The sequence below is a fragment of the Gardnerella sp. DNF00753 genome (assembly GCF_049244275.1).
GTDB classification, from domain to species: Bacteria; Actinomycetota; Actinomycetes; order Actinomycetales; family Bifidobacteriaceae; genus Bifidobacterium; species Bifidobacterium greenwoodii.
Map to the genome: position 1 here is coordinate 340,990 of NZ_CP058393.1, position 13,787 is coordinate 354,776.

General features: G+C 46.2%; 12 protein-coding genes. 11 read left to right on the top strand and 1 reads right to left on the bottom strand.

From position 1 onward, the window contains the following. Positions 1-347 precede the first annotated feature (347 nt). Positions 348-929 (bottom strand): xanthine phosphoribosyltransferase, encoded by a 582-nt coding sequence (locus tag HXT33_RS01495; RefSeq protein WP_421787260.1) that lies wholly within the window; start codon positions 927-929, stop codon positions 348-350. Between the two features lie 166 nt (positions 930-1,095). Here HXT33_RS01495 and HXT33_RS01500 point away from each other — a divergent pair, with 166 nt between their 5' ends. The 11 genes from HXT33_RS01500 (at position 1,096) to mltG (ending at position 13,725) form a co-directional block, all read left to right on the top strand. Continuing rightward, positions 1,096-3,801 (top strand): ATP-dependent helicase, encoded by a 2,706-nt coding sequence (locus HXT33_RS01500; RefSeq protein ID WP_421787262.1) that lies wholly within the window; start codon positions 1,096-1,098, stop codon positions 3,799-3,801. Between the two features lie 141 nt (positions 3,802-3,942). Continuing rightward, a complete protein-coding gene (locus tag HXT33_RS01505) occupies positions 3,943-4,335 on the top strand; it encodes a DUF4418 family protein (RefSeq protein ID WP_102694940.1) in 393 nt (130 codons plus the stop codon). Between the two features lie 45 nt (positions 4,336-4,380). Then, positions 4,381-5,592 carry an ABC transporter permease gene (locus HXT33_RS01510; protein ID WP_004136972.1) on the top strand — a complete coding sequence of 404 codons (1,212 nt, stop codon included), beginning with the start codon at positions 4,381-4,383 and terminating at the stop codon, positions 5,590-5,592. A 4-nt stretch (positions 5,593-5,596) separates the two neighbouring features. Further along, positions 5,597-6,364: an ABC transporter ATP-binding protein gene (locus HXT33_RS01515; RefSeq protein WP_421787265.1), complete on the top strand. Its 768-nt coding sequence runs from the start codon at positions 5,597-5,599 to the stop codon at positions 6,362-6,364. Between the two features lie 379 nt (positions 6,365-6,743). Continuing rightward, on the top strand, positions 6,744-7,370 hold the full coding sequence (gene rpsD / locus HXT33_RS01520; RefSeq protein ID WP_004105277.1) for a 30S ribosomal protein S4: 627 nt from the start codon (positions 6,744-6,746) through the stop codon (positions 7,368-7,370). 266 nt (positions 7,371-7,636) lie between these two features. Beyond that, positions 7,637-8,311: a histidine phosphatase family protein gene (locus HXT33_RS01525; RefSeq protein ID WP_421787267.1), complete on the top strand. Its 675-nt coding sequence runs from the start codon at positions 7,637-7,639 to the stop codon at positions 8,309-8,311. 150 nt (positions 8,312-8,461) lie between these two features. Further along, entirely contained in the window at positions 8,462-8,911 is a 450-nt protein-coding gene (locus HXT33_RS01530) for a DUF948 domain-containing protein (protein WP_119520598.1), read from the top strand. Continuing rightward, positions 8,911-9,156, top strand: coding sequence for a hypothetical protein (locus HXT33_RS01535; protein WP_004128853.1), 246 nt, complete (start codon positions 8,911-8,913; stop codon positions 9,154-9,156). The genes HXT33_RS01530 and HXT33_RS01535 overlap by 1 nt, the downstream gene beginning before the upstream one ends. Positions 9,157-9,293: 137 nt before the next feature. Next, on the top strand, positions 9,294-11,978 hold the full coding sequence (gene alaS, locus HXT33_RS01540) for an alanine--tRNA ligase (protein WP_421787269.1): 2,685 nt from the start codon (positions 9,294-9,296) through the stop codon (positions 11,976-11,978). Positions 11,979-12,032: 54 nt separating this feature from the next. Next, positions 12,033-12,491: a Holliday junction resolvase RuvX gene (gene ruvX / locus HXT33_RS01545; protein WP_004128848.1), complete on the top strand. Its 459-nt coding sequence runs from the start codon at positions 12,033-12,035 to the stop codon at positions 12,489-12,491. Positions 12,492-12,537: 46 nt separating this feature from the next. Then, entirely contained in the window at positions 12,538-13,725 is a 1,188-nt protein-coding gene (mltG, locus tag HXT33_RS01550; protein ID WP_421787271.1) for an endolytic transglycosylase MltG, read from the top strand. The last annotated feature ends 62 nt before the right edge of the window (positions 13,726-13,787 follow it).

Below are 13,787 nucleotides of genomic sequence, written 5' to 3' on the forward strand. Positions count from 1 at the left end.
CACCGGGCACACATACCACACATCAAACCGCAGCTTAATTTCGTGACTTTAGTTGCACTTAGTAAGCCACGCACTTTCGTAACTAACTTAACGAGTCTATGAGTTTTGTGTTGCGGTTTAATGTGTTGAGAGGCTGGAAAAATTGTGTTCAGCACTAAAAGAGGACTGAGAAGCTACATTCTTTAAAGATAGGCGAACGCAATAAGTGCCTTTAGCAGCCAGAGCGCCCGAAGGACGGGACGTGCGCAAACACAAATTTTCCAGCCTCGTCAAAACAAAAGAACAAGAACGTCAGTCAAAACTCATAGACGATACTCAAGAACATCGAAAAGAAAGTAGCACACTCGCTACTTACGGAACGAAATTGAGCCATCAACAGGATCCATCGCATCCACAATCGCCAGCGAATCCAAGTCGTATCCGGCTTCACGAAGCGAGTCGCCACCGCCTTGGAATCCTTTTTCAATCGCAATACCAATTCCGGCAACTGTAGCTCCAGCGTGATCGCAAATATCAATTAAACCTTGCAAAGCCTTGCCGTTAGCCAAAAAATCATCCAAAATAAGCACGCGATCTTCCGCACTCAAGTACTTACGCGACACAATTACCGGAAACTCGCGCTGCTTTGTAAAAGAGAATACGGTAGATACGTATTGGTCGCCATCGAGATTAATTGACTGCGCTTTTTTCGCAAAAACCACTGGAATATTGCCAAAATGGCGTGCAGCAACGCAAGCGATTCCAATTCCGGAAGCTTCAATCGTAAGAATCTTATTGATGCCAGCATTGCGGAAATGTTCAGCCCAAGCGGCTCCCATGTGGTCAAACAGCTCAACATCGCACTGATGGTTCAAAAAAGCGTCTACTTTCAAAACGTTTCCAGGTTTTACAATACCGTCTTCTAGGATGCGTTCTTCCAGTTCTTGCACGATGTTCCCCTTCTTGCGTAACTTACATTGCAAATACATTGCAATTACAGCAGATTACATTTGCAGATTGCACTTGCTTATTAAATTGCAGTACGCTCAAGCATACCCAAACGTGTGACACAAATCACGCAAAAACGACTGCAGTATGTGGTAAACCTGATTAAATATGTGCGTAATTAAAAAATCTTTACTCGAAGGCTTAAATCCGCAGCAATCTAAAGCCGTGCAGTACGACGGCCCGGCTCTTCTTATTGGCGCAGGCGCGGGTAGCGGCAAAACGCGAGTTCTTACGCGCAGAATCGCCTGGATTTTAAGCCAAAAAGGCGCGTGGCCTAGCCAAATTTTAGCGATCACTTTTACCAACAAAGCCGCCGCCGAAATGCGCGAACGTTTAAGCAGTCTTATTGGCAGCGAAGCAAATACAATGTGGGTTTCGACTTTCCATTCCGCATGCGTGAAAATACTTCGCAGGTCGGGTCAAAGTATTGGCTTAAAACCGGGATTTTCTATTTACGATACTGCTGATTGCGAGCGTTTAGTAAAAATGATTGCAACCGAGCTTAACGTTGATATTAAGCGATTTACTCCGCGAAATATTTTGGCGAAGATTTCGGATTGCAAGAATAGTTTGATTGGTTGGCGAGAGCAGCTAGACATGTATGCCAACGATTACAAGCCGGGCGTTTTGGGCCAGCAGATTGCGCACGCTGGGAATGCTGAGGCCGTGTATGCTTCGATTTATGCGGAATATCAGCATCGTTTGGCTCAGGCTAATGCTGTTGATTTTGACGATTTGATTATGCGAACCGTGCAGCTTATGCGAGAAGCTCCGGAAGTTGCTAAATACTACCGTCACAAGTTCCGCTATATTTTGGTTGACGAGTATCAGGATACTAATCACGCGCAGTATGAGCTTGTTCGAGAGCTTGCGGGCGTGGATGTAAAGCAATCTCGCGCAAACGCAACACAATCTAACGCAAATGCGGCACAAAGCGGCGCAGATGCAGCACAGCAGGCGCAGCAGCAACCAGCTGATCCTCCTGCATCAATCACCGTCGTCGGCGACTCCGACCAATCAATTTACGCTTTCCGCGGCGCAGATATTCGCAATATTCAAGACTTTGAAAAAGATTTCCCGAACGCAACGACTATCATGCTTGAGCAAAACTATCGCTCTACGCAAACAATTTTGGACGCTGCAAACGCTGTTATTTCGCATAATCAGGGCCGTAAGCCTAAAAAATTGTGGACTGCACTAGGCCAGGGCGCTCCAATTTGCGGCTACGCTGCAGACAGCGCTCAGCAGGAAGCGGCTTGGATTGCTGGGGAAATAGCGCGCTTAGCTGGCGAGGAAGGCGTTTCTTACTCGGATATTGCAATTATGTACCGCGCAAATGCGCAGTCGCGTTCGCTGGAAGACGCGCTTGTTAAGGCGGGTTTGCCGTATCAGCTGGTTGGCGGAACTAAGTTTTATGAGCGTCGCGAAGTAAAGGATGCGCTCGCGTATTTGCAGTCCATGGCGAATCCGGACGACGACGTTAATATGCGTCGAATTTTGAACGTTCCAAAGCGCGGACTCGGGCCTCGCGCAGAATCTTTACTTACCTTGTATGCGCAAACTCAGGGAGTAAGCTTCTGGCAAGCTTTGGAGCATTTGGAGTCGATTGAAGGCATGCCAACTCGCACTGAAGCAAAGCTTAAAGAGTTTCGAGATCTTATGCACAATTTGATGACGTGCATGCAAGATAACGATTCGAAGCCTTCAAAAGTTATTGACAGCATTTTAAAAGACAGTGGTTTGCTGGAAGATTTGCAGCGTTCGGAAGATCCGCAGGATGCTTCGCGCGTGGATAATTTGTCGCAATTGCAGTCGGTTGCGGCCGAATATGAGCAGAATACGCCGGATGCCAGCGTGGCTGGTTTCCTTGAAACGACGGCTCTTGTGGCAGATTCGGATCAGTTGCCGGATGAAAACGAAGACACTGGCAAAGTTACGTTGATGACGCTTCACACGGCTAAGGGCTTGGAGTATCCGGTTGTGTTCTTAACTGGCATGGAGCAGGGTACTTTTCCGCATGCGCGTGCTTTGGAAGACGATGGCGAGCTTTGCGAGGAGCGCCGTCTTGCTTACGTTGGTATTACGCGTGCTAAGCAGCGTTTGTATGTGACGCGCGCTGCTGTGCGTGCGCAGTGGGGTCAGGCTCAAGATATGCTTCCAAGCCAGTTTTTGGATGAGATTCCAGATGATTTGATTGATTGGAAGCGCAAAGAGGCTGATGTTACTCGTTGGGGTTCGTCGCGTGCGCGCGGAGGCAGTTTTGGCAGCGATTTCGATGCTGACTTCGACAGTGATTTTGGCGGCTGGGATGACGATTACAGCGATGCTTTTGGTGAAAAAACAACTTACGGCGGAAGCTCTTACGGATCTAAATCTTATGGATCTAAATCTTATGGATCTAAATCTTACGGATCTAGGTCTTACGGCTCCAGCAAATCTTACGGATCTTCCTACGGTTCTGGAAAGTCTTACGGCTCTTCCTACGGATCCGGCTCTTCTTACGGTTCTAAATCCTACGGTTCTAAATCGAATTGGTCTAAGTCAAGCGCTGTAAAAACGCGCAAAATCACCGCAAAATCCGCGTCGTCAACAAGTGCTACAAAACTTGGCTCATCTTCCTCAGTAGTAGACAAAGACAACAATCTCAATATTCAAGATTTTCAAGTTGGAGACAAAATTACGCACGACACTTACGGTTTAGGAACTGTTCTTGCAACTCAAGATAAGGGCAGAAACTCAATCATTACAGTCGATTTTGGCTCTGATGGCGTAAAGCGCTTAATGCTTCGAGTCGCTCCAATCGAAAAATTGTAAAATTTCGTTTTATGCGGTTCAAGGTAAGATATTTTTTAGCAGGGACGTGGCGCTTGAAGGTGTGGGCGCCGAGAAGCGTGTTGCATTAAGGAAAATGCAGCACTAAAAGATAAATAATATACATTTAATGAGGTATCAATTATGAAAAACAAATTATTCGCATCAATTCCATCTATTATTTTGGGCATATTGATTGCTATTGCTCCGCTAACTTTCGCAAAAGTTTGCCAAACTGAAGGCGGAATGCATATGGCATGCTACTACACTGGTCGCGCTGCCCTTGGAATTGGCTTAGTTATTGCAGTTCTTGGAATTGTTGCGCTTTTTGTTAAAGAAAATGTTCGCATCGGTTTGAGCATTGCTGTAATCGTGAATTCTTTGCTTATGATTGCTGTTCCAACATTCCTTATTGGCGTTTGCAAGAGCCCAATGATGCATTGCGCATCGGTTACGCGCCCAACGCTGATTGTTCTTTCCGTGCTCGCATTGGTGTTCGCAGCTATTTCCGTGTATTTGGATAGCAAAGAAGACTAATAGCTAATAGCATAGCTTGTAAAACGGCTTAATAAAGCAAAAATTATGCGCACTATTACGCTAAAGCGTTTGCCGCTGGAAAATCTTAAACGAAAGCCGCTTAGAACTGCCGCATTGCTGGTAGCTGCAGCGTGCTTATCTGCCATATTTTTCGGCGGCTCGCTTATTTCTATGAATCTTGCGCAAGGCTTGAACAGTATGCGCGCACGCATGGGAGCCGACATTATGGTTATTCCAAACGGCACGCATACTAAAGCTGAGGCGCTACTTACTAACGGCGGATCAAGTACTTTTTACTTCACCAATAATATTGAGGATTTAGTTAGACGTTCGCCTGGCGTTCAAAAGGCGAGCGCTCAAACGTACATTTCCTCACTTTCTGCAGGATGCTGCGCGGAAAAGCTGCAGATTATTGGTTTTGATCCGGATTCCGATTTTGTTATAGGCCCTTGGATTTATTCGCAGCATAAAAAGACTTTGCACAAAGGCGAAATGATTGCTGGAGCAAACGTACTAGTTTCCTACAAGAATACGGTTCGGCTTTTTGGTCACCAGTGGCCGGTTGTAGCTCAGCTTGCAAAAACTGGCACAAGCATTGATAATTCAGTATTTGTGCGCCGCGAAAGCGTGCCACAAGTAGTTGAGTATTCTACAAAAGTGCATCATACCGCCATTCCAAAAGAGTACGCAAAAAAAGCAATTTCTGCAGTTTTAGTGAAGGTACGCAAAGGTTATAGTGCCAAACAAGTTGCGCAAAATATTAAAAAAACAACTGGGCTTTCTAGCATTGGCATAGTTTTCCCAGGAGGAATTACCGCAACAACTCAGGCTAATCTTGGCGTTTTTACGCGCTCGCTTACTTTTATAATTTCCGCATGTTGGATTGTTGGATTGCTTGTGCTGATTGTTGTTTTTGCAACTTCGCTAAATGAGCGCAAAAAAGAGTTTGCTTCTCTTCGCATACTTGGGTTTACGCGAAAAATGCTTTTGGGTGTGGCTACTCGCGAATCTGCAATACTTGGTTTTGCGGGGGGAGTTATTGGAGTTGCGTCTGCAAGTCTTATAATCTTCCCTTATAGTTCGCTTATTTCTTCCCAATTGCAGCTTCCGTATTTGGAAGTTACGGCACTTCCTGTAATAGCTTTGATGGCTGTGAGCGTAGTTCTTTCTCTGCTTGCAGTTGTTGCGGCTTCGGCGCTTACAACGTGGCGTATTGCAATGCGTGAAACATATTTGACTCTTCGAGCAGGGGAGTGATTAGATGTGCGAAAAAACGGTATTAAATAGCGAAAAATCGTCTGTTTCTGTGCTGAATCTTAATCGCGTAACTAGAGAGTTTATGCGACGAAAGCACAGATTCTCTGCGGTAAATAACGTAAGTTTTTCGCTAAATAGTGGCGATTTTGTTGCAATTGTTGGAAAATCAGGCAACGGAAAATCTACTTTATTAAATTTGATTGCCGGATTGCTTAAGCCAACTCACGGAAGTGTAACGGTTTTAGGCAAGGAGATTTCCGCGCCTGAATTTAGCGATTGGGAAGTATCTAGATTGCGCGCGCAAAATATAGGTTTTGTTACGCAATCGCAAACTCTTTTGCCAAATCTTACTGTGTATGACAATATTCTTTTGCCCGTGCAGATTGCTAAAAGCGGCGGTCAAAAAAGTAGTGATCAAAAAAGTAGTGATCAAAAAAGCAAAAGTACAGACGTTGAAGACTACTACTCAAATCGCGCTATTGATTTTTGCAAACGCTTGCATATTGAAGATTTGCTGTGGTGCTATCCAAAGGAGCTTTCCGGCGGCGAGATGCGTCGCGTAATGATTGTGCGCGCGCTAATAAACAATCCGAAGCTGCTGCTTTTGGACGAGCCTACTGGAGATTTAGATCCAGAGCATACTCTAATAGTGGTGGAAATGTTGCGCGAGGCTGCAAATAGTGGTGCTGCGGTTCTTATGGTAACGCATGATTCTGAAGCTGCTCGAAGCGCGGATTGCACCTACACAATGGATGCTGGCTCCCTTCACTAAATTTTTTCCCGCGTTTGGAGGGTTTGGACTGGCGTATCGCTCCAAACGTGCGCAATTTTTCCCGCGTTTGGAGTGTTTTCGGGCTTTGAATGCTCCAAACGTGAGGAATTAAAATATCAACAATTATTCTTACGGGTGTGTAGAATCAGAAACGATGCCTATTTTGTGTAAGCATCATCTGGAGCCTTAGCCCATCAGTGGGTCGGCGCGCGGTAGTTATGGCGTTATTTCAACGTTTTAATACTTACGCGTTCGTGTGTTAGCACGAAGAAGCACTGGAGAGGCCGGCTCAGCGTGAGTAATTTTTAGGAGATTTTACGATTGACTAAAAGTTTGGCTCGCGTTCCGTTCAGATAACGACAGAATTAAAGGATTAGTTATGACTAATATTCAGCGTTCTCGCCGTCAGGTGCGTCTTTCCCGCGCCCTCGGCATCGCTTTGACCCCAAAGGCTCAGCGTATCTTCGAGAAGCGCCCATATGCTCCAGGTGAGCACGGCCGCACTCGTCGTCGCACCGAGTCCGATTACGCAGTACGTCTTCGCGAGAAGCAGCGTCTTCGCGCTCAGTACGGCATCTCCGAAAAGCAGCTTCGCGCTGCTTACGAGAAGGGTACGCACACTGCAGGCCAGACCGGTGACGCAATGCTCACCGATTTGGAAACTCGTCTTGATGCTTTGGTTTTGCGCGCAGGCTTTGCTCGCACCACTGCCCAGGCTCGTCAGTTTGTTGTACATCGTCATATTTTGGTTGATGGCAATCTTGTTGATCGCCCATCTTACCGTGTCAAGCCAGGCCAGACCATTCAGGTTCGTGCCAAGAGCCAGACCATGGTTCCATTCCAGATGGCTGCAGAAGGCGTTCATCGCGACGTTTTGCCAGCAGTTCCTGGTTATCTCGATGTGAATCTTGCCTCTTTGAAGGCTACTTTGACTCGTAAGCCGGAAGTCGATCAGATTCCAGTTGAAGTCAACATTCAGTACGTCGTCGAATACTACGCTCGTTAATTCGCCGATTTAATTCTTAAGGACATACCGCTTGACCCCTGTTGCGCATTCGCGTGGCAGGGGTCAATGCGTTTTATGGAACATTTGCCGTGTTTTTCTCCGGCGTTTGGAGGGTTTGGAGTTGTTTGGCGCTCCAAACGCGGGGAATCAATCTCGCGTTTGGAGGGTTTGGGGTTGTTTGGCGCTCCAAACGTGGGGAAATTCTCCGGCATTTGTTGTCGCGCAACTTTTGACGCTTATGTACATCGTAGTGTAATAATGGAGCTATGTTGCTGCATCTTTATTTAGTGCGTCACGGTCAGACGCTATTTAATCGTTACAATCGTCTGCAAGGCTGGTCAAATTCTCCGCTTACCGAAAAAGGTTTGAAGGATGCGGACAAGGCTGCAAAAAAGCTAGAAAATATTACTTTTGCTGCAGCTTACTGTTCGGATACTACGCGTGCGCAAATCACGGCTCAGCGTATTCTCGATGCAAACGAAGCTGTCGGTAACGCGCGTCCAAAGCTTGTAAGCGATATGCATTTTCGCGAGCAATGCTACGGCTATTTTGAAGGCCAAGATATGCAAATGGCTTGGTGGGCTGCGGGAGCGCCGAACGGAGCGCACACCTACAACGAAATCGTTGAAAAGTTTGGGCTTGCAGCCACGCGCGACATGCTTAAAGAGGCTGATCCTTTCCACGATGCAGAGTCGGATATTGAGTATTGGACTCGCGTAGAAGACGGTTTTAAGCTTATCGCCTCAAATTCTTCGCTTAAAGATGGCGATAACGTGTTGCAGATTTCGCACGGAAATACGCTTTTAAGTCTTATGCACCGTTTTGCACCTGCTGGTTACGATTTAAGCGAGCGTCCGGAAAATGGAAGCGTAACCAGGCTCGATTTTGACACTACTAAACCTATTGATAACGCTATTACTATTCAAGGCTACAACGAGTAGATTTTTGCTGCAGCTTTCTTAACGTATGCGTCGTTACCGTTCGTTAGTCTTAAGTCATTGCGAATGGTTTTAACTGTAGTCTGATTTGCTGTTGTATTAGCTTTCAGCGCGGTGAAGTCTTAAGCAAAAATGGTACAGAAAGAGGTTACGATGAGCGTTGGAGACATAGCTGCTCTTATTGCCGCGATTGCGTTTACTGTGCTTTCGGGTTTTTTGATTTATCCGCTAATTAGATTGGGCAAGTTGTTCGATCAGATTGCGAAAACTGTCAAAGAGTCGGGTGAGCATGCGATGCCTGCAATTGATGAGTCTGTTACGACGATTAAGCAAGTTAATAAGACTCTTGACGATGTGAACGCTGTTTCAGGTGCTACGCGCACAACTGTTACAAATATTGGTGCTCTTACTGATTTGTATGGTGCTTTCCTTGGAAAACCTATTGTTAAGGTTGCGGCTGCCGGCTACGCGCTAAAAGACACGGTTGCTTCTTTCTTTAATAAGCCTACTGTTCCGACCGATTCTCATTCTACTGGCCGTCACGCTGCAAAAGAATCTTCTAACAGCTCTGCAAGCAACAGCGCTGCAAGCAAGGGGGAGTAATGTTCAAGCGCCTATTTTGGATGTGTGTTGGCATTGTAATTGGTGTGCTTGCTGTAACAAAAGCGCGTGCCTACTTAAAAGCAAAAATGCCTGATTCTGCTCGCAAATTTGTGTTTAGTAAAGAGCCGGAAAATATTACTTTAAGCACAATATTGGGATTGTTTAAAGATTTTAATGAAAGTCGTAAAAAGCATGAGGATGAGCTTAATTCTCGTTATGCTCACAGTCGTCATGAGGATTTTTAACTAATCTTTTGCTGCTTAGACTTGCGTTTTTACTAAAATGCTAGTTGAAAAAGTTTGTTTAAGTTAAGTGTTGAAGTACTATATTGAATGTTTGCATGACAAGATCTTGCTAAAAATTACACAAGGAGTTCGTACGTATGCGCACAGCAGAAATTGCAAAGCGTTATCTTGACTATTTTGCTAAAAATGGTCATATGGTCGTTCCTTCGGCATCCCTAATTTCGCCGAACCCAACGACGCTTTTTACTATTGCCGGCATGGTGCCGTTTATTCCTTATTTGCTTGGTGAGCAGACGCCTCCTTCTCGACGTATGGCTTCGAACCAAAAGTGCGTGCGCACTCTTGATATTGACGAAGTTGGTAAGACTACTCGTCACGGAACCTTCTTCCAAATGGTTGGTAACTTCTCCTTCGGTGATTATTTTAAGGAAGAAGCAATCCACTACGCTTGGGAGCTTTTAACTAGTCCGCAAGATAAGGGCGGCTACGGTTTCGATCCTGAAAAGCTTTGGGTTACTACTTACACTGATGACGACGAGGCTCGCGCAATTTGGAAGAACGAGGGCTTTGATCCAGAACACATGCAAGTTTTCGGCATGGAAGATAACTTCTGGACTACCGGCGGCCCTGGTCCTGGCGGCCCATGCTCCGAAATTTACGTTGATCGTGGCCCTGAATATGGTCGTGACGGCGGTCCTGCTGCCGACGAATCTCGTTTTATTGAGATTTGGGATTTAGTTTTTGAAAACTACCAGGTTGATAACGTCAAATCTAAAACTGATTTGCATATTGCTGGCGAGCTCGATCAGAAGAATATTGATACCGGCGCTGGTTTGGAGCGCTTGGCTTACCTTATGCAAGGTAAGGAAAATATTTACGAAACTGACGAAGTTTACCCAGTTATTGAAGCTGCAGAAAAGCTTAGTGGCGTAAAGTACGGCGATAATAACGATGCTGACGTGCGTTTCCGCGTTGTAGCAGATCATGTGCGTTCCGCTTTGATGATTATGAGCGACGGCGTGCGCCCAAGTAACGTTGGCCGCGGCTACGTTCTTCGTCGTCTTCTTCGTAGAACTGTTCGCGCAATGCGTATGCTTGGCGTGCATGATCCAGTTTTGCCAACTCTTTTCCCAGTTTCTAAGGGAGCTATGGAGCCAAGCTATCCGGAGCTTAACGATACTTTCCACGAGGTTAGCGAAGCTGCCTACGGTGAGGAAGATGCTTTCCGTCGCACTCTTGAAAAGGGCACAACTATTCTCGACTTGGCTGTTGAAAAAGCTAAGAAAGAGAAAAAGGACGACCCTATGGTTGGCGGCTCAGACGCGTTTACTTTGCACGATACTTACGGCTTCCCAATTGAGCTTACTCTTGAGATGGCAGCCGAGCAGGGCGTTAAGGTTGACGAGGCTAAGTTCCGCGAGCTTATGAGCGAGCAGAAAGGTCGCGCTCGCGCTGACGCTTTGAAGAAGCGTCACAACGTGGACGTTAGCGTTTACGACGATATTAAGAAGGCTCTTGAAAAGCCAATCGACTTCCTCGGTTACACAGACTTCTCAAGCCGTTCTAACGTTTTGGCAATTGTTGAAGCAGGCAAGGGCTCTGTTAAAAGCGTTACTGCTCCTGCAAACGTTGAGATTATTCTCGACCGCACGCCATTCTATGCTGAGCGCGGCGGCCAGATTGCTGATCAGGGCGAGATTATTTCCGACGACGGCGCAATTTTGGAAGTTGACGACGTTCAGCGTCCAATCAAGGATTTGATTGTTCACAGCTGCCGTTTGACTGAAGGAACGCTTAGCGTTGGTGCTCCTGTAAACACGAATATTGACCAGGTTCGCAGGGCTGCTTTGGCACGTTCTCACACTGCTACCCACACTCTTCACAAGGCTTTGCGAGAAGAGCTTGGTCCTCAGGCAACTCAGCGCGGTTCTGTGGTTGATCCAGATCGTTTGCGCTTCGACTTCCAGTGGCCAAAGGCTGTTGAAAAGGATGCGCTTTCCCGCGTTGAAGCTCGCGTAAACGAGCGTATTCGCGACGATTTGCAGGTTGTTCCTAAGGAAATGCCAATCGACGACGCTTTTAAGCTTGGAGCAATGCACTTGTTCGGCGAAAAGTACGGCGATGTTGTGCGCGTGGTTGAAATCGGCGACGGTTGGAGCCGCGAGCTTTGCGGTGGTACTCACGCTAAGAGCACCGGAAAGATTGGTATGGTTACAATCCTTTCCGAGTCTTCTATTGGCTCTGGCGTACGCCGTATTGACGCTCTTTGCGGCGAGGCAGCGTACGAGTATGGCGCTCGCGAGCACACTTTGGTGGCTCAACTTGCAGAAATGGTTAACGCTCGCCCAGACGAGTTGGCTGAACGTTTGGAATCTTTGCTTAACAAGATGAAGGATTCTGATCGTAAGCTTGCAGCCGTTTACGAGTCTCAGCTTGCAGATTCTGTTCCAGCTTTGATTGAGTCCGCTAAAGCTAGTGCCGGAAGCGTTAAGTTGGCTGTTAAAAACGTTGGAAACTTCGGATCGTTTGAAACTCTTCGTAAGACGGTTCTCGACGTGCGCTCTCGCCTAGGTGAGGACCTTCCTGCAGTAGTAGTTTTGAGCGGCGTAAACGAGGATGATAAGCCAATGGTTGCAGTTGCAACTAACGAGGCTGCTCGTGGCCTTGGTGCTAAGGCTGGTGACTTGGTTCGAACTGCTTCCAAGGTTCTTGGCGGCGGTGGCGGCGGCAAGCCAGACTTCGCTCAAGGCGGCGGCACAGACGCTTCTAAGATTGACGAAGCGTTGGAAGCTGTAAAAGCGCAAGTGGCTGAGCTCGCCTGAGTCTCGTAGCTTCCTGCTTAAAATTTAAAATCTTTACCGAAAGCAACACGAATCATGGTGTGGTTAGGTATTGATTTAGGTGATGCCAGGGTCGGGCTTGCGCTTTCCGACCCTGAGCTCACTTTTGCGCATCCAATCGGAAACGTGCAAGTTTTTGGAGATTCTTTTAGAGCTATTGACGAAGTCATGAATCTAATAGAAGAAAATCAAGTTAAACGTGTTGTAATTGGCTTGCCTCTTCAATTAGACGGTTCTGAAGGAAAATCTGCGAAAAAAGCGCGTCGGTGGGGAAAAAATTTAGCTAAACGCATTGAATTAGCAAAAAATGTTGGAGATTGGACGCTTTCTTACATACCTGATATTGTTTGGAAGGATGAGCGTTTAACAACAGTTAGTGCTCACCGGCAGTTGCTACAAGCTGATTTTTCTACTCGCAAGCATCGCCCTATGGTAGATCAGCAGTCGGCAGTATTGATTTTGCAGTCTGCGCTTGACGCAAATAATGCAGAGTAGTTTTGAAAATCGTGTAAAAAGTAGAAATAGCGAAGAGGAGCATAGCGTGTCTGACAATTTTGACGAATTTTTTGACAAACATGCAAAGTGGACTGAGCATGATGGCGAGCCGTCGTCAAAATCATCTAATTCTAAAGACGAATCTTCGACTGTTAGCTCCAGAAAACGCGCTAAAGCTCGTCTTGCGGCAAAAAAACGCAGGCGTAGAGCAAAAGTAGTTTTAGCTATTCTGCTCGTATTCGTATTAGCTGTTGTTGGATATTTTGGATACAGCGCAGTTCGCGCGTGGAAATTATCTCAAAATAGCGAGTCGGTTGCAGACTGGCCAGGTCCAGGCTTTGGAACGGTTGAGTTTACTATTGACACCGGCGAGGGTGCTATTAGTGTTGCCAACAAATTAGTTAAAGCAAATGTTGTTAAATCTCAATCAGCTTTTACTTCCGCAGTTGCTGCAAATAATAAAATCTTGTACCCGGGAGTTTACTCGCTTAAAAAGCATATGGCTGCTATTGACGTGGTTAATATTCTTTCCGATCAAACAAAAGCCGGCGGATTCCTTGACGTTCGTGCAGGAGACCACGCTACTGAAGTTTTGCAGCGCGCTTCAAGCTTATCTGGAATAAGCATGGATAAGTTTAAAGCAGCTTTAGCAGATGGGGGAGCTGGAATTTTGCCTCCAGAAGCTAAAGGAAGCATCGAAGGCTGGTTAGAGCCTGGAGTTTATAACGTAAGATCTATGAAAAGCGCGGAAGATATTCTTTCCGCAATGGTAAAAAAACGTATTGCTAAGCTCGACTCTCTTGGTATTCCTAAAGGCGAAGATCGCGAAAAAGCTTTAATTATGGCCTCAATTGCCGAAGCTGAAGTGAATAATCGCGAATATTACGGCAAAGTTGTGCGCGTAATACTAAACCGTTTGGCAAAAGATATGCCTCTTGGAATGGACTCTACAATTGGGTACGGAGCGGGAGTAAAGCCTATAAAGCTTACGCAATCAATGCTAGATAATCCAAATAATCCTTACAATACTCGCATTCACAAGGGCTTGACTCCTACGCCTATTGGTATTGCTGGAGACAACGCTCTTATTGCCACTATTAAGCCTCAAGATGGTCCGTGGCTTTACTTCGTCACCACGAATTTGAAGACTGGTGAGACGAAGTTTGCGGATAACAAAGACGACTTTTTGAAATTCCGCGACGAGTACAAGCGCAACAATCCTGAAGGCAACTAAAAATATAGCTTTTAACCACATGGATGCGTTTAGGTTGCAAAAGTTTTATAAGTTTTCGTAAT